Source organism: Frankia sp. R82, from assembly GCF_023716925.1.
In the GTDB taxonomy this organism is placed as follows: Bacteria; Actinomycetota; Actinomycetes; order Frankiales; family Frankiaceae; genus Frankia.
The window spans coordinates 68,064-88,384 of record NZ_JAMQQG010000003.1 but is presented as its reverse complement, the minus strand read 5'-3'; the positions used below and the strand labels follow the sequence as shown (position 1 = coordinate 88,384).

General features: G+C 69.6%; 16 protein-coding genes. 8 read left to right on the top strand and 8 right to left on the bottom strand.

Going from position 1 to position 20,321, the window contains the following annotated elements:
- Positions 1–22 precede the first annotated feature (22 nt).
- From ND747_RS01725 to ND747_RS01705, 5 genes are all read right to left on the bottom strand, one after another.
- Positions 23–1,849, bottom strand: a complete 1,827-nt coding sequence (locus ND747_RS01725; RefSeq protein ID WP_251731158.1) for an ABC transporter ATP-binding protein — start codon at positions 1,847–1,849, stop codon at positions 23–25.
- Positions 1,849–2,826: an ABC transporter permease gene (locus ND747_RS01720; RefSeq protein WP_251731157.1), complete on the bottom strand. Its 978-nt coding sequence runs from the start codon at positions 2,824–2,826 to the stop codon at positions 1,849–1,851. Before ND747_RS01720 ends, ND747_RS01725 begins: the two co-directional genes overlap by 1 nt.
- Complete coding sequence (locus ND747_RS01715) at positions 2,826–3,905, bottom strand: ABC transporter permease (protein ID WP_251731155.1); 1,080 nt, start codon at positions 3,903–3,905, stop codon at positions 2,826–2,828. The genes ND747_RS01720 and ND747_RS01715 overlap by 1 nt, the downstream gene beginning before the upstream one ends.
- A complete protein-coding gene (locus ND747_RS01710; RefSeq protein ID WP_251731154.1) occupies positions 3,902–5,509 on the bottom strand; it encodes an ABC transporter substrate-binding protein in 1,608 nt (535 codons plus the stop codon). Before ND747_RS01710 ends, ND747_RS01715 begins: the two co-directional genes overlap by 4 nt.
- A gap of 103 nt (positions 5,510–5,612) precedes the next feature.
- Entirely contained in the window at positions 5,613–6,119 is a 507-nt protein-coding gene (locus tag ND747_RS01705) for a nuclear transport factor 2 family protein (protein WP_251731153.1), read from the bottom strand.
- Between the two features lie 247 nt (positions 6,120–6,366).
- Between ND747_RS01705 and ND747_RS01700 the strand changes: the two genes are divergently transcribed.
- Both ND747_RS01700 and ND747_RS01695 read left to right on the top strand, forming a co-directional pair.
- On the top strand, positions 6,367–7,284 hold the full coding sequence (locus tag ND747_RS01700; RefSeq protein ID WP_251731152.1) for an MBL fold metallo-hydrolase: 918 nt from the start codon (positions 6,367–6,369) through the stop codon (positions 7,282–7,284).
- Between the two features lie 773 nt (positions 7,285–8,057).
- On the top strand, positions 8,058–8,948 hold the full coding sequence (locus tag ND747_RS01695; RefSeq protein ID WP_251731151.1) for an AfsR/SARP family transcriptional regulator: 891 nt from the start codon (positions 8,058–8,060) through the stop codon (positions 8,946–8,948).
- A gap of 81 nt (positions 8,949–9,029) precedes the next feature.
- Here the strand turns inward: ND747_RS01695 and ND747_RS01690 are convergent, their stop codons facing one another.
- A complete protein-coding gene (locus tag ND747_RS01690; protein WP_251731150.1) occupies positions 9,030–10,574 on the bottom strand; it encodes an MFS transporter in 1,545 nt (514 codons plus the stop codon).
- Positions 10,575–10,667: 93 nt separating this feature from the next.
- Here ND747_RS01690 and ND747_RS01685 point away from each other — a divergent pair, with 93 nt between their 5' ends.
- The 4 genes from ND747_RS01685 to ND747_RS01670 all read left to right on the top strand — a co-directional run bounded on the left by ND747_RS01685 (position 10,668) and on the right by ND747_RS01670 (position 14,283).
- Positions 10,668–11,411, top strand: a complete 744-nt coding sequence (locus tag ND747_RS01685) for a TetR/AcrR family transcriptional regulator (RefSeq protein ID WP_251731148.1) — start codon at positions 10,668–10,670, stop codon at positions 11,409–11,411.
- Between the two features lie 100 nt (positions 11,412–11,511).
- Positions 11,512–12,729, top strand: coding sequence for an acyl-CoA dehydrogenase family protein (locus ND747_RS01680; protein ID WP_251731147.1), 1,218 nt, complete (start codon positions 11,512–11,514; stop codon positions 12,727–12,729).
- An 18-nt stretch (positions 12,730–12,747) separates the two neighbouring features.
- Positions 12,748–13,752 (top strand): 3-hydroxyacyl-CoA dehydrogenase family protein, encoded by a 1,005-nt coding sequence (locus ND747_RS01675; RefSeq protein ID WP_251731146.1) that lies wholly within the window; start codon positions 12,748–12,750, stop codon positions 13,750–13,752.
- Between the two features lie 144 nt (positions 13,753–13,896).
- Positions 13,897–14,283: an antibiotic biosynthesis monooxygenase gene (locus ND747_RS01670; RefSeq protein WP_251731145.1), complete on the top strand. Its 387-nt coding sequence runs from the start codon at positions 13,897–13,899 to the stop codon at positions 14,281–14,283.
- Between the two features lie 150 nt (positions 14,284–14,433).
- Here the strand turns inward: ND747_RS01670 and ND747_RS01665 are convergent, their stop codons facing one another.
- On the bottom strand, positions 14,434–16,074 hold the full coding sequence (locus ND747_RS01665; RefSeq protein ID WP_251731144.1) for an FAD-binding oxidoreductase: 1,641 nt from the start codon (positions 16,072–16,074) through the stop codon (positions 14,434–14,436).
- A 523-nt stretch (positions 16,075–16,597) separates the two neighbouring features.
- On the opposite strand from ND747_RS01665, the gene ND747_RS01660 reads away from it, so the two are divergent.
- Both ND747_RS01660 and ND747_RS01655 read left to right on the top strand, forming a co-directional pair.
- On the top strand, positions 16,598–17,377 hold the full coding sequence (locus tag ND747_RS01660; RefSeq protein ID WP_251731143.1) for an SDR family NAD(P)-dependent oxidoreductase: 780 nt from the start codon (positions 16,598–16,600) through the stop codon (positions 17,375–17,377).
- Between the two features lie 249 nt (positions 17,378–17,626).
- Entirely contained in the window at positions 17,627–18,907 is a 1,281-nt protein-coding gene (locus ND747_RS01655; RefSeq protein ID WP_251731141.1) for an FAD-binding protein, read from the top strand.
- A 150-nt stretch (positions 18,908–19,057) separates the two neighbouring features.
- Here the strand turns inward: ND747_RS01655 and ND747_RS01650 are convergent, their stop codons facing one another.
- Entirely contained in the window at positions 19,058–20,245 is a 1,188-nt protein-coding gene (locus ND747_RS01650; RefSeq protein WP_251731140.1) for a hypothetical protein, read from the bottom strand.
- Between the last annotated feature and the right edge of the window lie 76 nt (positions 20,246–20,321).

The following is a 20,321-nucleotide window of genomic DNA, read 5'->3' as shown; positions in this document are numbered from 1 at the left end:
ATCGGGGCCTTCGCGTTGTCGTCTACCGGCGCCCGGGGATCGCTTCGAGGAGCTTGCGGGTGTAAGGCTCGACGGGTCGGTCGAACACCGTGGTGGTGTCGGCGGCCTCGATGATGCGTCCCGCCCGCATGACCGCGATGCGTTCGCAGATCTGGCGGACGACAGCCAGATCGTGGGAGATGAACAGGTAGCTGATGCCGTGCTCGCTGTGCAGCCGGGCGAGCAGGTTGAGGATCTGCGCCTGGGTGGTTACGTCGAGCGCGGAGACTGGCTCGTCGCAGACGAGCAGCGCCGGGCGCAACGCGAGGGCGCGCGCGATCGCGACCCGCTGGCGCTGCCCGCCGGACAGTTCGCCGGGGCGTCGATCCAGCAGGGTCGCGGGCAGGCCGACCTGCTCGGCCAGGTCTGCGGCGGCGGCCCGCCGGCTGGCCCGGTCACCGATCCCGAAGGCCCGCAGGGGTTCGGTGATGCTGCGCCCGACCCGAATGCGTGGATCCAGCGATGTGTAGGGGCTCTGCTGCACGAGCTGGACCTGCCGCCGGAGCTGGCGACGTTCGTGTGCCCGTCGGCGCACCGCGTCCTGCCCGCCGACCCGGACGCCGCCTGAGGAGGGCACCTGTAGGCAGGCGGCGATCCGGGCCAGCGTCGACTTGCCGCTACCGGACTCTCCGACCAACCCCAGCGACTGTCCGCGGCCAAGGACGAGGCTGACGTCGGCAACGGCAGGAAAATGCTGCCGCCCACCGCCCACCGCCGGCCGGCTGTACACGTGAGAGACCTGGTCCAGCGTCAGCACCGGGTCCTGCGCGGGTGGCAGGTTGGTAGCGGATCGAGATCCCGTGGGGAGGGATGAGCCCCCGTCGGGATGTTGAGTACCGGCACGGGGTGGTCGTGCGGGATCGGTGGCCTGGTCCCGGTGGGTGACAATCAGCCGGGGGCCGGTCGGGCGGGGCGCCGCTTCGACGAGCCGGCGGGTGTAGGGGTGGGTGGGGGTATGCAGCACCTGGCTGGCCGGCCCGGCCTCCACGACCCTCCCTTGGTGCATGACCAGCACCCGGTGCGCGCGTTCCGCGGCAACGCCGAGATCGTGAGTGATGAGCAGCAGCGCGATGCCAAGGGCGTCGACAAGCTCTCGCAGATGGTCGAGTACGGCGCGCTGTACGGTGACATCGAGGGCGCTGGTCGGTTCGTCGGCGAGGATCAGATCCGGTTCGCCGGCGAGGGCCGCGGCGATCAGCACGCGTTGACGCATCCCGCCGGACAGTTCGTGTGGATACTGGCGGGCCACCCGATCGGGATCCGGCAGTCCGGCGGTGGCGAGCAGACGGACGGCCTCCCGGGCCGCGGTATGCCGGTCGGCCAGGCCGTGGATGCGGCGTACCTCGGCGACCTGGCCGCCGATGCGCCGGGTCGGGTTGAGGAACGCGGTGGCATCCTGCGGGATGAGCGCGATCCGTGTGCCGCGCAGGGCGCGCAGCTTTTCCGGTGAGAGGGCCAGCAGGTCGTGGCCGTCGAAACGGATTGTGCCGGCGGCGATCTGCCCGGTCGCGGGCAGCAGCTGCAGCACCCCGTGCGCCAGGCTGCTCTTGCCGGACCCGGATTCGCCGACGAGTGCGACGATCTCGCCTCGCGCGACGGTCAGGTCGACGCCGCGCACGGCGGCCACCCTGCGCCGCCCGGTCGAGTAGGTGATGTGAAGACCTGACACCTGCAGCAATGCGCCGGGCGGATCCGTCTCCGCGTGATGCGAGGCAGTCGAGGCCTGCGATGCCTCCCGCGCGGCCTGCGGCGCGCGCGAACCGGCCGGTGCCGGTCGATTCTGGCCGGGGGCGTCGGATGCGGTGCTCATCAGTGGTGGCGATCCGTTTCGAGGGCACGGGCGATTCGGTTGGTGGACAGCACGACGGCCGCGACGGTCAGACCGGGAAACGTGGTCAACCACCAGGCTGCGTACAGATAGGGCTCGCCGGAGGCGACGAGCGCGCCCCACTCGGGCGCGGGCGGCGCCGAGCCGAAGCCGAGGAAGCTCAGCGCGGACACCGTCAGCAGCACCGTTCCGATGTCGAGGGCGGCCAGTGCCAGCAGCGGCCCCGCGGCGTTCGGGATGACATGGGTGAGCAGAATTCGGCCATTGCGGGCGCCCCCGCCCCGGGCTGCCTCCACATAGCCGGCTTCCCGCACGACGAGTACCTGCGCGCGCATCACCCGGGCGTAGCTGGCGACGCTGACAACGCCGACGGCGATCGCCACGTGGATGACGCCGAACCCGATCACGGAGACGACGGCGAGCGCGAGCAGCAGGCCGGGGATGGCCAGCAGCACATCCATGACCCGCATGAACGCCGTGTCGATCCAGCCGCCGAGATAACCGGCCACTGTCCCGACCAGTGCACCGGCAAGCACGGCGACAACGACGGCGATGACCGTCGCCTCCAGCGACAGCGCCGCTCCGTGCACGACCCGGGCATACAGGTCGCGGCCCAGATGATCGGTCCCGAACAGGTGCCGGGAGCTGGGCGCCTGCAGCCGCTCGGCGGTGACGCCCTGGATTGGGTCCTGGTGGGAGAACCAGCCAGGCGCAATCGCCCAGGCAAGCACCACGACCACCACCAGGACCGACCCGACCAGACCTGGGTTTCGGCCCACGGCAAGAAGCGTCCGCGGGCCGATCCGCACCGCGGACCGTGTCGTCGGCCTGCTGGAGGTGTCGGTGCGGCCGCGCTCGGGTGCTTCTTGGTTGCTGCTGCTGGTGCGTGTGTGGCTGCTGGCGGGCTCGGCGTGATCGCCGCGCGAGCCGGCGTCGGCGAGGTCAGTGGATCCGGCCATCAGACGGCCTTCCGTACCCGGGTCGTGGGGGCACGGTGGGACGCATCGCCCCTGTCCCGGCGGACCCGGGGATCAAGCACGGGGTACAGCGCTTCGACGAGCAGACTGAGCACCGCGTAGATCATGGCGGCGAGCACGACCAGCCCGAGCAGCACCGGCAGGTCCTCGTTCGTCACGGCGGCGACTGTGACCTGCCCAAGCCCGGCCCGCGCGAACACCGTCTCGACGATGACCGCTCCGCCGAACAGGTTCGCCACCAGCAGGCCGGTGACTGTTAGGGCGGGGAAAGCCGCATTGCGCAGCACGTGTCGCAGGACGATCCACGACTGGCTGGCACCGCGGGCTCGGGCCAGTTCAACATAGGCCGAGCCCAGATCCGATCGTAGGCTGCGCCCCAGCACCTGGGCGATCACGGCGGCGGCGGGTAACCCGAGTGTGATGGCAGGCAACACGAGGCTGCGCAGCCCGCCGTTGCCCGTGGCGGGAAACAGGGCCCAGTGAAACGACAGCCCCTGCAACAGCAGGATCCCCAGCCAGAAAGACGGGATGGACACCCCGGCGGCCGGCAGTGCGTCCAGCAGATTCCGAATGCGTCGGCGCCGGATGTGCGCGGCGGCAAGGGGCACCGCCACGCCGAGGGGCACCGCGACGAGCAGGGCGGCCGCAGCGAGTTGCGTGGTCCGTGGTAGCGCATCGGTCAGCAGTTGACGCACCGACTGGCCGGTCTGCACCGAGGTGCCAAAGTCGCCCCGCAGTGCCCGACCGAGCAGCGTGCCGTACTGGCGCCACGCCGGCTGGTCGAAGCCGTACTCGGCACGCAGCGCTGCCTGCTGCACCGGGTCGACAACAACGTTCGGCCCGCCGGAACGCTGCGCGAGCATCAGAGTGACCGGGTCGCTGGGCATGCGATAGAGCGCGAGGAACGCTCCGGTGAACGCGGCCCACACCACGAACACCACCTGTCCGAGCCGGCGCGCGAACCCACCGAGGCCCGCGGCGCGACGGCACGTGCGGATGCCCCGACTCGGGCGCTCACCCCGCGGGCGCCGGGCCTCGCGCGCCGTCGCGAACGCTGTCATGACAACCACGCGTCGTAGAAGCTCAGGCTGGCATTGGCGTTGAACCGCAGGTTGTGCACCTTGTCCGACGCGGCGATGACCTCGGCCAGTTCGGTGATCGGAATGTCGTGCGCGTCCGAGACGAGCAGGCGCTGCGCGGTGGCCGCGTCCCGGTTGCGTACCACGGTGTCCAGTGAGGCGGCCTGCCCGCTCAGCGCCGCGGCCAGGGGGTCCGCCGATGCGCCGGTGATCGTGAAGGCGCTGAACAGGGTGCGCAGCACATCTGGATCGGCGCGGGCGGAGTTACCGAGGAAGAAGTCGTAGTTGCCGGCGGCGAACTGCGCCTGCAGTTCCGAGATCGACAGCTGTCGCAGCCGGAGGTCCACCCCCACCGCGCGCAGTTGTTGTTGGATGAGCTCCAGGCTGCGGGGCAATCCGAAGATCACGTTGAGGGTGAGCCGCTGGCCGCCGCGAACCCGGATGCCGTCCGGGCCAGGCTTCCAACCGGCGGCGTCGAGCAGAGCGCGCGCGCCGGCCGGATCATGAGCGAGGTCGGACCCGAGATCTGTGTATCCCGGAGTGGTCGACGACAGGACACTGGTCGCCGGCTTGTACTGCGGGGTGTACAGCGTGGTGATGATGTCCCTGCGGTCGATCGCCTTGGAGATCGCGACCCGGACGTTGCGGTCCGCCAGGGCTGTCCGCTTCTCGTTTGGCCACAGGCTCAGGACGACACCCGGGTCGGTACGGCTGAGCACCGGGAACCCACCCGCCCGTACCCGCGACTCGTCCTGCGGGGTCAGGTTGCTGATCACGTCGAACTGGTGGGACAACAGACCGCCGGTACGGGTGGTCTCGTTCGTCACGATCGCGATCCGCACCTGGTCGAGTCGGGCGGGCCCCTGGTGTCCTGCGGAGCTCGGCGCCCACGCGTAGCCCGGCCGGCGTTTGATGACGATCTGCTGGTTGCGGGTGTAGGACTCGATCACGAACGGTCCGGTCCCAACGATTTTTCCGGCGCAGCGTTCCCCGGCGGTCCTGGCCAGCGAGGCCGCCGACTCGATCGCGAGCGCGGGTGTCGAGGTGGCCTGCAGAAACTGGGCGTTGGGCCGGTCAAAGGTGACCGTCACTGTCTGCGGATCAGGGGTGTCGACCGTCTTCAGTCCGGCCAGATAGGAGCCAGCGTGGCTTGCCGTCGCGCCCAGCCGGCGGATGCTGCTGAGGTTCTGCGCCACCACGGCCGCTGTCAACACCGATCCGTCACTGAAAGTTACGCCAGGCCGGAGATGGAAGGTGAAGGAAGTGGCGTTCGGTGCCACCTCCCAGGAGGTCGCCAGTGACGCGACGATGGTCCCCCTCGTGCTCGGGTTCTGGGCGGTCAGCGACTCCACCACCCCAAGGTCCGGCCCCTCGCCGGCCTGTTGCGGGTCCAGGCAGGTCGGCGAGTAGAACAGGGCGTACCGCAGGGTTCCGCCCTGTCTGGCAGGCCCGGCCGCTGATTCGCCGTCGGGGCGCGAACCGGCATGGCCCGCCGAGGAGCACGCCGCGAGCGCGAGCGTGACCGCGGTGACAGTCGCTACGAACGCCGCGCGCGCACCTGATCGTCGGCGGACTGGGCGGGACATGCACTCTCCTCTGTCGGCGCCGGCAGGGGTGTCGCGGGCGTGGCCCTGGTTGTCGGAGGCCGGCGGGTTGTCTCGACCAGGCAAGGACGTTGGGACGGTGTGCTCAGGCCGGACCGGTGCCGACTCCCGCACCTGCCGTGGCCGCCTGCGCCGGAGCCGTCGGGACCACCGGGGACAGCAGCAGGTCGTCCCGGTGGATCCGGCGCGACCGAGTGCGCAGCGCGCCATCCGCGGTGATGACAAGAACATCGTCGACGAGGCAGGTTGGCTGGAAGCTCACCGAGCCGTCCGCGGCGGTCAGGCTCAGTAGCGCGTAGTAGGACACGTGCAGTTCGTCCTCTCCGGCTGGTTCGATCAGCAGCTTGTCGAACCAGTGCCGGGGAACGACGCCGGTGTGTCGGGCAAAGTTCGCCCGGAGCGTGGCGGCGATCTCGGCCGGCCCTGTCGCACTCGCGCCACTGGAGGCATGCCACATCAGCCCGTCCGGGGTGAAGGTCGAGGCGAAGCCGTCGACATCGGCCGCGTCGAGCTGGCGGATCTGCCGGGCGTAGAAGTGCTGGACCTCGGCGTAGACCGCACCGCGGTCGTGGACGTCGAGCCTGGGCGTCATGAAGTACCTCCCGGGACGGTCGAGCGCTGGAACCAACCCTGGGCGAGGCGGCTGGAACCTCGCTGGAGGTTGGCTGCACCTGTCGGCTCGACGGTGTCTCCAGCCCGATTCCACTGGCCGCTGCGAGCCTGTCGATGTCTGGTGGTGCGTGGGCGACGACCGGGAGGCCCAGATGAACCGGAATGCCACAGTCAGCCAGGAGGCCGGCAGCTCAGCGAGCGGCAGTTCGGAGCGCGGCGGAGCTGCCATGGACGGCTCCGCGCGGATGGCCGCCCGCCTGCAGCGGGTAGCCGACGGGGTGCACGCCTACGTGCAGCCGCCCGGCGGCTGGTGCGTCAACAACGCCGGCATCGTGGTCGACGGCGGGCAGTGCGCCGTGGTGGACACCGCGGCAACCAGGGCTCGCGCCGACGGTCTGCGCGCCGCCGTCCGCACGCTGTACCCGGCGGAACCAGCCCTGCTGGTCAACACCCATCATCACAGCGACCACACCTTCGGCAATGTGGCGTTCGCTCCGGAGACGCTGATCGTCGCGAACGAACGGACCCGGACCCAGATCATCGACAATGACCTGCACCTGCAGCAGCTGTGGCCGGACGTCCCTTGGGGCGACGTCGGAGTGCGTCCGCCGACGCTCACCTTTGACGAGGCGCTGACGGTCCGGGTCGGTGGGCTGCGCCTGGAGCTGTTCACCGTTGGTCCCGCCCATACGGCGGCCGATCTGGTGATCTGGATTCCGGACCGGCGAGTACTGTTCGCCGGAGACGTGGCGCTCTCTCAGGTGACGCCTTTCACGCTGATGGGCTCGGTCCGCGGCTCGTTGGCGGCACTGGAGCGGCTGCGTCGACTGGAACCCGACGTCGTGGTTCCCGGCCATGGCCCGGTCACCGGCCCCGAGGTCCTGGACGCCAACATCGCCTATTTCCGCTGGGTGGCCGAGCTCGTGCACGCCGGGGAACGCGACCGGCGCACTGCACTCGACATTGCCCGCGACGCCGAGCCAGGCCCGTTCCGCACCTGGCTGGATGGGGAACGGCTGGTCGCGAACGTACGGCGTGGCCTCGCCGAGGCAGCAGGGCTGGCCCCTGGAGAGCCACTCGACATCGGTGCCGCGTTCGCGGAGATCATCGCCTTCAACGGGTCGCTTCCCACCTGCCACGCGTAGCCTGATCTGCCCCTCGTACGACGGTCCTGGCGGCCTGCCTGCCTCAGCGCGACGTCCCTGCCGTCTGCCCGGTGATCCTGCTCCTCGCACGGGGACGTGGACCGGGCGGGCACCTGCGCTTCGCTGTCTGCCCCTCGGACGCGCCGAGGTAGATCGGGTGCTTCCGAGCCGGTGGGCCAATGCCGCGGCCCATTCATTGCCGGCGCGCGGCGCAGCTGTCCGGGTTGTGTCCGCTGTTCGGCACCGAGCGGGTACCAAACACCAAGTGCAAGTCGATGCGATCCGTCTTCCGGACAATCTGCGTGATGTTGGTTGACATCCCGCCGTACGGAACCTATGGTCGAACGTATGGGCGGTCGCATGAATCCAAAAATTGTGCGCGCAGAGCGTTTATATCTGGTCCGCCGGGTGTTTGTCGACTTTAGTCGGATCTCGAGTGCGCTCTGTAGATCGGCTGCTCTGCTCGGGTGGTGATTTTCCGCGGGGTCGGCCGGCTGTGTCCGTCGACCAGATTTTTCGCGGAGGTGTCGCCGGCGTGCCGGCGTACGGTGTGGGCATTGGTGACCGAGTTGAGAGGTTCCGCCCGCCGTGACTCCTCCCAGGCTCACCGCAGCTGCCGGAGTACATCCATCATCCCGCCGGGCTGGAAGTGGGGTTCGGTGTGATGCGGTCTGGGGGTGAACCCTGATTTCCAGGCGGTATTTCGCAGCGGGCAGCCATTTATTCCCGAGCCACACGCCTGACCGCGTGCACGAAGAGAGGGTTCTTGGTCGATGGTCACCTATGAGGTTCTCGGTCCGCTGGGTGTGATGGATGGCGGCCAGTCGTTCACGCCGAGTGCGCCGAAGCAACGGCAGCTTCTCGCGTTCTTCCTGCTGAACGCGAACACGGTGGTGTCTGCGGACGCCTGTATAGCCGAGTTGTGGGAGGACGAGCCGCCCAGCAGTGCCTCGTCCACGCTGCAGACGTACATCCTGCATCTGCGGCGCCTGCTGGCATCGCTGCCGTCGATCGGCTCGGTGCCCGACGCGAAGGAGCTGCTCACGACCCGGTCACGTGGGTATCTTCTGCGGGTCTCGCCCGAGCAGCTGGATGTCGACGAATTCAATCGGGGCTGTGCCAGTGGTCGGGCCGCGCTGGCCCGTCGCGATGACGGCTGTGCCGCACTGTTCTTCCGCCGGGCCCTCGCGGTCTGGAAGGGGGAGCCGTTGGCTGATGTTCAGGTCGGTCCTCGACTGCGGGCCTGGATCGCGGGCCTGCAGGAGCGCCACCTCAGCGCACTCGAGCAGCGCATCGAGGCTGATCTGCGGCTGGGTATGCACCACGAGCTCATCGCCGAGCTCGCGGTGCTTGTCGCCGCGCATCCCACCCACGAGAATCTGCACGCCCAGATAATGGTCGCACTGTATCGCTGCGGCCGGCAGGCACATGCGTTGCAGGTGGTGGCCCGGTTGCGCGAGGTACTCACGACGGAGCTGGGGATCGAGCCTTCGGCGCGGATGCGGCGCCTTCATCAGGCGCTGCTGTCCTGCGATCCCCGGCTCGACGCGCCGGTCGAGGTCCCTGAGGCGGTGCTGTCGCTCGATCTGCTCAGTGAGCGGCGCGGAGCATTCACGTCCATCCTGCCCGGTTATGCGAAATGCCTGGAAGGTTCGACGATCTGAAGCCGTCCGGGCATTGCGGCACTGTTCGATCATTAGGGACGCGACGCGTGGGTCAGTACGCGTCGCGTGCTCGGATGCGCCTCAGGAATCGGCAGGTCGGGGACGACCCGGCGCGAAGGCAGCGGGTATCAGGGCGACGGTGGGTATGGCCGCGGCGATGGCAAGCGCCAAGGCATAGCCGGAGGCTTGGGCGTGGGCCGGCGAGCCCGGGGCATGGGCGATCCGAGCTGTGGCGATGGTCGCCAGCACGGCGAGACCGAGCGCGCCTCCCAGCTGTCGGGTGGCGTTGATCAGTCCGGAGGCCAGCCCGGCCTGGTTCATCGGCAGCCCCGCAGTGCCCGCCATGGTCGCGGAGGCCATGACCGCGCCCTGGCCAATACCGACCAGGATCGTCGGGCCAAGAATCCCGCCGACAAAAGAAGAGTGTTCGTCCAGTAGTGCAAGCCACGCCAGGCCGCCCGCGGTGAGCACAAGACCCGCGCGCAGCAGCGTTCCCGGCCCAAGCCTGGCCAGCAGCCGTGCCGTGCCCCGCGCGGAGGCCATCAGCGCTGCTGCGAGTGGCAGATAGGCCAGGCCCGCCCGGATCGGGCTGTAGCCGAGTACCTGCTGCAGGAACAGAGTGAGAAAGTAGAACATGGCGAACAGTGCGGCACCGCTGGCGAACACGACAAGGTTCGCGGTCACCACCGATCGGTGACGGAAGATTCCCAGCGGGAGCAGCGGTTCGGCCGCGAAGCGGGCCTGGTCCACGAGGAACAGCCCGAGGACGGCCACGCCGACCGCCAGCCCGCAGATGGTCTGCGTCGAGGCCCAGCCATGCTGCTCCGAACCGACAACGCCGTAGACCAGGGCCATCACGCCGAGAGTCGCGGACAGCCCACCCCACAGGTCCAGTGTTCGCTCCCGGTGGAGCCCGGGCAGTTCGGTGACGGCACGCGCCGCGAGGAACAGCAGTACGACTCCGATCGGCACGTTGATGAACAGGATCCACCGCCAGGACAGCCATTCGGTGAGCACGCCGCCGGCCAGAGCACCGACCGCACCGCCGGCGCCGACAACCGCGCCCCAGATGCCGAACGCCCGGGTTCTGGCCTGCGTGGTGGTGAACGTCGTGGCCAGCACCGTCAGCGTCGCCGGCGCGACCACGGCGGCGCCGAGACCCTGCACCGCCCGGGCGATCACGAGCATCACCGCCGACGTGGACGACCCGCCGAGCAGGCTCGCCGCGGTGAACACCGTGATCCCGGCCAGGAACGTGCGCCGCCGTCCGAACAGGTCGGCGAGCCGGCCGCCGGAGAGCAGGAAGCCGGCGAAGGCGATCGTGTAGGCGTTGATGACCCACTGCAGACCCGAGGCGTCGAACCCGAGACTGCTGCGGATCGTCGGCAGCGCCACGTTCACGATCGAGACATCGAGCACGACCATGAACTGCGCGGCGCAGCAGACCGCCAGGATCAGTCCGCCCTTCGGCGGCGGAACCGCCGGTGGCTCGGCCTGTGTGCTCCCGTTCGCGGCAGGCTTCGGCCTGACCGTCTGCTCGCCTGCCGGCTGCCCGGTGGTGGCCGGAGCGTCCGCGGGCTCGCCCGGCGGCGCGGCCGGCTGCGTGCGGTCGACCTGTGACGTCATGGCTGCTCCTCGCGATGTCCGAATCGGATCGGAGCATACCGTTCCGTTTGGAGAGTGTCGAACGGACTGCTCCGTTCCTCATAGACTCCGGGGGTGGCCACCGAGACGACCAAGACCGAGACGACCCGGACCTCGACGACCAGATCTGCGCGCAGCGGACGCCGGGCGGAGGCCGAGCGCAACGATGTGTCGGTGCTGGCTGCGGCGCGCGATGTGTTCATCGAGCTCGGTTGGGACGCGCCCGTCTCGGCCGTGGCCGCGCGGGCCGGTGTCGGCATGGGCAGCATCTACCGCCGTTACCCGAGCAAGACCGACCTGTTGCGGGCGATGTGCCTCGGGGCGATGGGCCGGGCCGCCGAAGAGGCGCGCGACGCCCTGGCCGGCGAACCGGACGGCTGGCAGGCACTGCGGCGCTTCATGCGTCGCATGGTCGAGGCCCGCTCGTGTGCCCTGTTCGTCCTGATCGGCAACTCGGCGACCGTCGGCGGTGAGATCCAGGACAGCGCGACGGAACTGCGCGACGCCATCGACGACCTGGTCGCTGCCGCCCACAACTGCGGTGCGTTGCGGCCCGAGGTGGTCGCGACGGACGTCTATCTGCTGTTGGCGCACCTGCGCTCGACGCCGGACAGCACGCCCGAACGGGCCGAAAGGTTGCAGTTGCGCTACCTCGAAGTGGTGCTGCAGGGCATCGCCGTTCCTGGCGCGCAACCGCCGGTGACACTGACCGGTCCGCCACCGACCTGGGCCGAGGTTGTCTTCGCCGACGCTCCGGACCTGCACCCTGGCAGCGCGCCGGGATCGGCGCCGTCGAGGGCGTCGGGTCGTTCAGGCTGAGCGACCCTCAAGCTCGTCTCAAGCGCACCCCGCGACGCTGGGATGACCGGGCCCCGGTGTCAGCCGGGTCCCACATCCACTCGGCTTTCGGGAGGCGCGGATGGTAACCGCAACCACGGGGGCGACGGATGTGTCCGGGCCAGCCGCGGCGACGGGCTCGACTGCCCAGCTGGAAACGTCGACGCCCGATGTGGCGGTCGCGCATGCCGTCGCCGCGGCGCACGCCCGGTCCAACGACGAGCAGCGGGCAGTCAGCGTCGAGGTGGTGACGGCGATCCAGGCAGCCGGGTTCGCCCGTCACCTGGTGCCCGCGCGCTGGGGCGGGCGGGCGGGCGGGTTCGCGGAACTGACCCGCGCGGTCGACCAGCTCGGTCAGGCTTGTACGTCGGCGGCATGGCTTGCGTCCCTGTTCGCCTACTCGGCGCGACTCGGTGCCTTCCTGCCTGCTGACGGGCAGGCCGAGCTGTGGGCGAACGGGCCGGACACCCTGATCGCAGCCGCCCTGGTACCCGGCGGAGCAGCCCGGGTGACCGCGGACGGCTGGCGGGTCAGCGGTGCGTGGCCGTACACAAGCGGCATCGACCTGGCGGACTGGGCGCTGGTGTGCGTGCGGCCGACCGAGGCCGGGACCAGGGCCGATGCCGGGGAAGGTCCGCTGTTCGTCGCAGTGCCTCGCGGTGTGTTCACAGTCCGGGACAGCTGGCGCACCCTGGGGATGCGAGCGACGGCCAGCCACACGCTGATCCTTGACGAGGCGCCGGTCGCGTCGCGGCTGACGTTTCGCAGCGCCGTCGCGGCGGCCGGGCACAGCCCGCTCCATCCGGGCAGGCCGTTCGGCGTGCCGCTGCGTGCGATCAGCGGCCTCACCTTCGCGACGCCGCTGCTCGGTGCGGCCCGCGGCGCCTTCGTCGACTTCTGCCGCGGCCTGCCCGCAGGTGCCACGACGTCAGTGTCGGTGGCCCGTGCCGCCGGTGACATCGACGCCGCCGAGCTGTTGCTGCACCGGGTGGCGCACGTGGCCGACCACGAGGAGCCGACCCCAGCGCTGATCGCGCGTAACCTGCGGGACACCGCGCTCGCCGCCTCCTACCTGGTCGACGCCGTCGATCGCCTGGTCGTCACGGCGGGCACCGCAGGCCAGGATCCCGACCGTCCGCTGCAGCGGTTCTGGCGGGACATCCGCACAGCGTCCACCCATGTGGCGCTGCGCTTCGACAAGGCCGCCGTCAGCTACCTCGACCTTCTTGGCCGAGCAGATCCTCTCGACAGGGCGGACGACCTGCCCGGCAGGGCGGCAGATCTCGACCGGACGGCATAGCCGACATAGGGGAGCGCAATGAGCACGACAGATCACGTCAGAGAGGTCCCGGACGGTCCCGCGGCCGTGGCGGTCCTCGGCGCAGGCACGATCGGCCTGGGCTGGGCGGCGCTGCTGCTCGGCGCCGGCCACGAGGTCCGTCTGCTCGTCCGACGGCCCGAGGCGGAGCCGACGCTTCGCGCCCGCATCGAACTGCACACGCACGCGCTGCCGGAGGGCACCGGCCCGGCCCGGGCCCTCCTGGCCCGGCTCATCGTCACCACCGATGTGTCCACCGCCGTCACCGGCGCCGATGTGGTGATCGAGAGCATCTCCGAACGGCTCGAAGCCAAGCAGGACCTGTTCGCGACGGTCGCCGACCTTGCCAGCCCGGACGCACTGCTGCTGTCCTCGACGTCCACCCTGCTGCCCGATGCGCTCGCAGCGCGGGCCACGGCAACCACGTCCGGGCGGATCATCGTTGCGCATCCGTTCAACCCGCCACATGTGATTCCGCTGGTGGAGGTGCTCGGTGCGGAGACGACGCCACCCGAGCTGATCGCGCGGACCCAGGCCTTCCTGCGCGGTGTAGGCCGGACGCCGGTGGTGGTGCGCCGGCCGATTCCAGGTTTCATCGTCAACCGGCTGCAGACCGCTTTGCTGCGCGAATGCATTCACCTTGTCCAGCAGGGCGTTGCCAGCGTCGCCGACATCGACCTCGCGGTCACGCACTCGATCGGGCTGCGTTGGGCGGTGGTCGGCCCGTTCCATGCCCTGCATCTCGCTGGCGGCCCGGGCGGCCTCGGCGCGTGGTTCGAGCACATCGGTGCCGGGCTCGCCGCCGGATGGTCCCTGCTCGGTAGTCCACAGCTGGACGAGCAGACCATCACCGACCTCGTCGGTCAGGCCGAACAGGGCTATGACACGTCATCCTACGACCGTCAGGTGGCCGACCGGGATGCCCGCCAGACCGCCGTCCTCGCCGCCCTTGCCGACGTGGCCGCGAAAACCTTGCCGGCATCGCCCCCCGCCGGTACGGCCTAGATCCAGCACCGTAGGACTCCGGCGATGCGGGACCGGGCCGGCGATGCGGAGCCGGGCCGGGCCGGGCCGGGACATCTTCGACGCGGCAGCTCACCACGATGCCAGCGGGCCACCAGACGACGAACGTGAGCAGGAGTGGATGGCATGACGACCACTGCGGCCTCGACGGCCACGCCGGCCTCGACGACCACCACCACGATGATCAACCCGATTCGGGTGATCGGTGATCCGGTGCGGTTCCAGCAGATCATCAATCTGATCTCGGAGTACATGAGCACTCAGCCCGGCTTTGTGCAGTTGCGGTTCTACCAGTCGCACAAGCACACCGACCGCTATTACATGATCGCCGAGTGGGCCGATCTGGAAACACATCAGCAGGCCGCCGACCGACGCTCGCCGCAGGTGCTCGGCTGGTTTGCGGAGCTCAAGGACCTGACCGAGGTGGCCCCCGACTTCTTCGCCACGCTGGCTCGCCGCGACGCCACGGAAGGCGCTGCCGGGCAGGCTGCCGCAGCGTCGGTGAGTTCCTGACCAGCCGGCTGCGGGCCCGCCCTCGGCACGATGGACGGGCGGGCCCGCAGTGCGCACAACGGCGCCTCAAGGGCAGCGGCCTGGCCGCTCCTGGGACAGTAGGCAGATAGCCGTAGTCAGGTTGCCGCTCCAGCGCCGGCTGCCCGACTGTCAGCGGGCGGGTTCGACGGACAGGGCGTGACGGAACCGGTTCTGCGGGTCCCAGTGCTTCTTGACCTGCTGGAGTCGGGCGTAGTTTCCCTTGTAGTAAAGGCTCGACCAGGGGGTCGACGACGTGTTCCAGGCCGGGTCGGCGAGGTCCACGTCGGGATAGTTGATGTACGCGCCGTCACAGTTCGCGTTCGGCACGGGTGCTCCGCCGGTGTCGGTGAAAATGTCCCGGTACAGGTCGCGCACCCAGGAAAGATGAACGTCGTCCTCGGCCGGGTCGATCCACGAGACGGAATACTGCGCCTTGATGATTGAATCCCGTTGCGGAATTGCTCGGGCGTCGGGAGCGACGCTGTTGATCTGGCCGCCATAGCTGGCCAGCAGGATGGTCGCGCTCGTCCCCGTGTAGTCGGCCTGGGTGAGATGGCGGTAGATGGCCGCCAGCTGCGCCTCGGTGTAGCTTTTCCGCAGGTAGGATGATTTGTCCTTGGTGCGTTGGCCGATGCTCGCGCCGAAGTCAGCGAAGCTCGAGTAGCGGAACGCATCCCACCAGGGCAGTGTGCGATGAGTGCCTCCGACCGGCTGGACGGTGGTGCCCTCCCGGACGGCGGACACGAAAGCGTCCAGCATGGCGGTTGCGTTCGGGAGAGTCCCGTCGAGTTGTGCGATCATCCGCAGGTCGCCGGTGTGAATGCTGTTGAGCCACAGAGTGGCGAACAGAGACGACGCCGGCGAGCCGGGCGCGCTGTTCGCCTCGTGCCAGCGGGTGAAGTTGGCGACGATCCAGGTGTAGCTGGTCTGGTCGAGCTTCGCCCACGGCCAGCTGAGCTGGGTGAGCAGCAGCGACCCGGGCGGCCGGGGCAACAGTTTGGCGGGGTCGGTGCCTGTTGCCCGTGGGTCGCGCAGCCAGTACCGGGTGACAACACCGAAGTTTCCACCGCCACCACCGGTGTGGGCCCACCACAGATCGCGGTTCGGGTCGGATGATGCCGAGGTGGCGACCACGGTCTGCGGCTTTCCGGCGGAGTTGACGACGACCACTTCGACCGCGTCCAGATAATCGACCACCAGGCCGTACAATCGGGACAACGCTCCGTAGCCGCCGCCGCAGATGTGGCCGCCGGCACCCACCTGTGGACAGACCCCGCCGGGCACGGTCACGCCCCACTGCTTGAACAGTGTCTCGTAGACCTTGCCCAGGCTTGCTCCGGCCTCGACGGCGAAGGCGTGCCGCGTCGCGTCGTAGTAGACGTTGGACATCTGGGAGATGTCGAGGACGACCTTCACCGCGGGATCGGTGACGAATCCCTCCAGGCAGTGCCCGCCGCTGCGGACCGCGATCTGTCGGTTTTCCCGCACCGCGTCGCCGACCGCCGCCTGGACCTGATCGACGCTGGTGATGAGTCGGACATAATCCGGGCTACCGGCGAAACGGTAGTTGTTGCCCCGAATCAGATCGTCGTAGCGGGCATCGGCGCGACCGATCGTCGATGCCGGGCCAGCCGCCGTCCCCGCGTACGTGGCGCTCGCCGACGACGTGGCCGCCGGCGCGTCGGCAGCCACGGCCGGCGTCGCCAGCAGACCTCCACCCAGCGTTGCTGCCGCTCCGCCGACCAGCCCCCGACGGGACAGATTCCTCATCCCAGCCCCCGTTCCTCACCGTTGCGGCGGACCTCGTCCCTGTCACGCCGGTCCGCGTGGCACAGCGGTCACTCTCGCGGCCGGGGATCGAAACGGGCTGGAGCGTCGATTGATGGATGCCGCGGGCCCCGCTTCGACGTTCGTGCGCCGAGACTCGGGGACGGTGGCCCGTCGGCCGGCGCCAGGTCGCACAGGCCGAATGCGCTGTCTGCCGCAGGCCGCGCCGGGCTCGGTCGCCGGATGATTTTGACGATTTCCGAGATGGCGCTCCTTTCTTCTCCGGATCGCCGCGCCGCGCGGAACAGGAGAGCACAGTGGCACCGCATCAGCCGACGGGCGGCGCGGCGTGGCCCGGCACGATGGAGCCGATCCCGCACCGGGTTCTTGATAGCATCGCAATAGACGGCCACCGTCGCGTCAACGATGTTTTCTGGAATGCCGGGCGCACGGGAACCATTCAGACGAAAAAGAACTATCCATATGAAAAGAACTGTCCATACGAAAGAGGTGGCAGGGCGAGACGATGACGACTCCCACAGCCATTCCCACAGCCATTGTTACCGGTGCGAGCCGGGGCATCGGCGCGGCAATCGCCCCTGAGCTGGCCCGTCGCGGCTATCACGTGATCGTGAACTACCGGCGGGACTCCGCCGCGGCGGCCGGTGTGGTTGCCGAGATCAGGCAAGCGGGCGGGAGTGCCACGGCGCTGGCCGCCGACGTCACCGACGCCGACGCGGTCGCGGAGATGATCGAGGCGGTGGTGGCTGACCGGGGTCGGATCGATGCGCTCGTGGTGAACGCGAACACCGCTCCGCCGCCGTTCGCGCCGCTGGCTGAGCTGAGCTGGCCGGCGTTCGCGGCGAAGGTCACCAACGAACTGGCCGGCGCGTTCCACATCACCCAGCAAGCCGTCGCGGCCATGCGGTCGCAGGGGGCGGGCCGGCTGGTCTTCCTCGGCAGCACCGTCGCCGACTACGTGGGCGGCGGCCGGCTCGCCCACGGCACCGCCAAGGCGGCGCTCGCGACCTTCGCCCGGCACGTCGCGGCAGAGACCGCCCGGGATGGAATCAGTGTCCTGACCGTCGCGCCCGGTGCTGTGCGCACCGAGGCGACCGCGGCCGTTCTGGACCCTGCGCGGGAGAAAATTCTGGCCGAGAACTCCGTGCTGCACCGAGTGCTCGAACCGACGGATGTCGCGGTCGCGGTGGGTCTCGCGCTCGACCTGGCCCTCCGCCCGGCGACCGGCTCGGTCCTGCGGGTCGACGCCGGCTGGTCCGTCCTCGTCGGTGGCCCGACCGCATAGGCCTGCCCAGGCCGGATATGCAGACCCCGCCGACCTCGACGGATTCCCCGCAGCGGCGGGAACGACCTGGCGAGTCCTCCCGGGAACAGGCTCGGGCCGCTGGCCTGACCGTGGACGTTCGAGCCAGGGAACCACGAGCATGTCTCAGCTGGATGCAAAAATCCCGGTGGATGCGACAATCCTGGATTTCGTCGCGGCGAGGCCACGTCCCAGCCGACACACGGGACCGGTACGCCGAGGAGAGGCAGCATGCCGGACGCTGAGGGCTTGGAAAGGGCCAACTGGGCCGGGAACGTGGTTTTCGGGGCGGGTCGGCGCGTCGCACCCACGTCCATCGAGGAGCTCCAGAGCATCGTTGCCGGCTGCGAGCGGGCGCGGCCGGTCGGTACCCGCCATTCCTTCAACACGATCGCGGACACGACCGGCACGTTGATCTCAACGGCTCGGCTGCCCAGGCTGATCCGGATCGACCCCGCCGCGCGCGAGGTGACCGTGAGCGCCGGAACCCGCTATGCCACCCTCGCCCGTGAGCTGCACGCCCAGGGCTTCGCGCTGCCCAACCTCGGCTCGCTGCCGCACATCTCCGTCGCCGGGGCGTGCGCGACCGCGACACACGGCTCCGGTGATCACAACGGCAACCTGGCCACCTCCGTCACCGCCCTCGAGCTGGTCACCGCGACCGGCGACCTGCGCACGGTCCGCCGGGGCGTGGACCCGGACTTCGCCGGTCAGGTAGTCGCGCTCGGCGCGCTGGGGGTGGTCGTGGCGGTGACGCTCGCCATCGTGCCGACCTTCCAGGTCCGTCAGGACGTCTACCAGGGTCTGACCCGAGCAGCCCTGCTCGACCACGTCGAGGAGATCTTCGCGGCCGCCTACAGCGTCAGCGTCCTCACGGACTGGAGCTCCGAATCGTCCCGGCTGTGGGCCAAACGGCGCGTCGTCGAGAAGGCCGGCGAGGCTGATCCGGTACCGATGGAGATGTTCGGCGCCCGAGCGGTGAGTCACCCGGCGCACCCGATACCCGGCCTCGACCCGGTGCACACGACCCGACAGCTCGGGATCCCCGGTCCCTGGCACGACCGGCTGCCGCATTTCCGGTCGGGCTTCACGCCCAGCGCCGGCAACGAGCTGCAGTCGGAGTACTTCGTCTCCCGTGACCACGCCGACGCTGCGATCGCGGCGATCCATCGGATCGGCGACGAGATCCGCCCGGCCCTGCAGATCAGCGAGCTGCGCACGATCGCCGCCGACGACCTGTGGCTCAGCCCCGCCTATCGCCGCGACGCCACAAGCCTGCATTTCACCTGGCTGCCGGACGAGGCCGTCGTCGCCCGCGCGGTGGCCGCGGTCGAGCGCCAGCTCGCGCCCTTCGACCCCCGGCCGCACTGGGGAAAGATCTTCGCCCTGCCCGCGCGGACCATCCGCGCCAGCTACCCCCGCGCCACCGACTTCCTTCAGCTGGCCGGGAGCCACGACCCCACCGGTACCTTCCGCAATCCGTTCCTGGCGCACACACTGGGCCTGGCCTGACGGTTCTCGCGGCAATGGAGACGGAAGCAAAGCAGGCGGCGACGCGTCACTGGGCTGCGGCTGCCTGACCGATCGCAACCAGTCGCCTCGACCGTTTCGGTCGTTTCGGTCGGGGCCGGTGGCGGGTGGCCACCGGCCCCGCCGGGGGTGTCAGGCCTGCGGCTGGCGCTGCCAGGTGAACGGGCCGAACGCGTTGGCGCCCGCCGGGTAGTCCGCGCTGGGCTTCACGGTCAGCTTGAGCCATTCGAGTGGGAACGTACTGCCGTGCACGACGACCCGGTGGAAGTTCTTCACGTCGTACCCGGGGTGTGCGGAGGACTCGTTCGCACAGCTGACCTCGCCGGCAGCGGACTCGGTGACACACGGGGCGGTCGGCGAGAGCGGGTTGTCCGACCGGTACGTGTGCGAGTCACCGTTGAACAGCAGAACGGGCTTGCCGAACGCGGTCGTGTGCGACGCGATGCTGGAGACCAGCGGCTCGTAGTTGGTCAGGTGTGCCGGGGTCTTGCCGTCGACGTCCCACATGTCGGCCTGCGTGGAGATGACGACCGAGGTGTCGCCGTTCTGGCGGGCCTGGGCGAACGCGTGGTCGAGCCAACGCAGGTCGGCACCGGTGCGTTCCGAGGCCTCCCGGGCCTGCGCGGTGCTCGTCGTCGGCGCGCCGTACCAGATGTCGGTGTCGTTGTTCGAGCCGCCCGGCACGTTCAGCGTGACGAACAGCGTGCCCTTCCGCTCGAAGATGACGTTCTCGACGTACTGCGCGTCCGACGGGAACGCCCGGTCGTACTCCTTGGCCTGCGACTGGACGGGCAGCTTGCCGCTGCCGAGAGTCTGCCCGGCCTTCGGGAAGAACAGCGAGCGCACGAGCGCGAGGTTGGCGATCGGGTCGCCGCCGGCGTAGTCGACCGGTTGGCCGGTGGCCGGGTCGGTCACATACTTGATCTTCCCGGTGGTCGGGTCGTAGGTGCCGCCGCCCTGAGCCGCCTTGTGGCAGTCGGTCCATTCGTTGTCGCCCGGGGTGTAGACCAGCGGCACCCTGTACTGCTGCCAGAGCTGTGCGATCGACTGGTCGTACTGGGCGGTGCAGTACTGCTTGCCCGAGTGGATGTCCCCGACGTGCACGGCCACGTCGACGGCCGGGTCGGAGTTGATCGAGTTGATGAACGCCGGTGTGGCGAGGAACTCGGAGTTGTCCGTCGGCGTGGTGCCATACGGCGCATCGCCGTACACGGCGAGCGTGAGCGCACCCGGATCGGCCGGCGGACCGGCCACGGCAGGAAGTGCGGTGAACGCCGCGAGCGCGGCGGCGGCCCCCACGGCGAACAGTGATCTACGCATCTGCAGGTAGGTCCCCTCTGTCCGACCCCCGTCGGACCCAACCGGGAAACGTAGCTGCTGTGCAGCAATACAACCT

Coding starts and splice junctions, on each gene's coding strand:
- ND747_RS01725 (WP_251731158.1), bottom strand. CDS start 1,849: ATGAGCACCGCATCCGACGCCCCCGGCCAGAATCGACCGGCACCGGCC.
- ND747_RS01720 (WP_251731157.1), bottom strand. CDS start 2,826: ATGGCCGGATCCACTGACCTCGCCGACGCCGGCTCGCGCGGCGATCAC.
- ND747_RS01715 (WP_251731155.1), bottom strand. CDS start 3,905: ATGACAGCGTTCGCGACGGCGCGCGAGGCCCGGCGCCCGCGGGGTGAG.
- ND747_RS01710 (WP_251731154.1), bottom strand. CDS start 5,509: ATGTCCCGCCCAGTCCGCCGACGATCAGGTGCGCGCGCGGCGTTCGTA.
- ND747_RS01705 (WP_251731153.1), bottom strand. CDS start 6,119: ATGACGCCCAGGCTCGACGTCCACGACCGCGGTGCGGTCTACGCCGAG.
- ND747_RS01700 (WP_251731152.1), top strand. CDS start 6,367: ATGGACGGCTCCGCGCGGATGGCCGCCCGCCTGCAGCGGGTAGCCGAC.
- ND747_RS01695 (WP_251731151.1), top strand. CDS start 8,058: ATGGTCACCTATGAGGTTCTCGGTCCGCTGGGTGTGATGGATGGCGGC.
- ND747_RS01690 (WP_251731150.1), bottom strand. CDS start 10,574: ATGACGTCACAGGTCGACCGCACGCAGCCGGCCGCGCCGCCGGGCGAG.
- ND747_RS01680 (WP_251731147.1), top strand. CDS start 11,512: ATGGTAACCGCAACCACGGGGGCGACGGATGTGTCCGGGCCAGCCGCG.
- ND747_RS01675 (WP_251731146.1), top strand. CDS start 12,748: ATGAGCACGACAGATCACGTCAGAGAGGTCCCGGACGGTCCCGCGGCC.
- ND747_RS01670 (WP_251731145.1), top strand. CDS start 13,897: ATGACGACCACTGCGGCCTCGACGGCCACGCCGGCCTCGACGACCACC.
- ND747_RS01665 (WP_251731144.1), bottom strand. CDS start 16,074: ATGAGGAATCTGTCCCGTCGGGGGCTGGTCGGCGGAGCGGCAGCAACG.
- ND747_RS01660 (WP_251731143.1), top strand. CDS start 16,598: ATGACGACTCCCACAGCCATTCCCACAGCCATTGTTACCGGTGCGAGC.
- ND747_RS01655 (WP_251731141.1), top strand. CDS start 17,627: ATGCCGGACGCTGAGGGCTTGGAAAGGGCCAACTGGGCCGGGAACGTG.
- ND747_RS01650 (WP_251731140.1), bottom strand. CDS start 20,245: ATGCGTAGATCACTGTTCGCCGTGGGGGCCGCCGCCGCGCTCGCGGCG.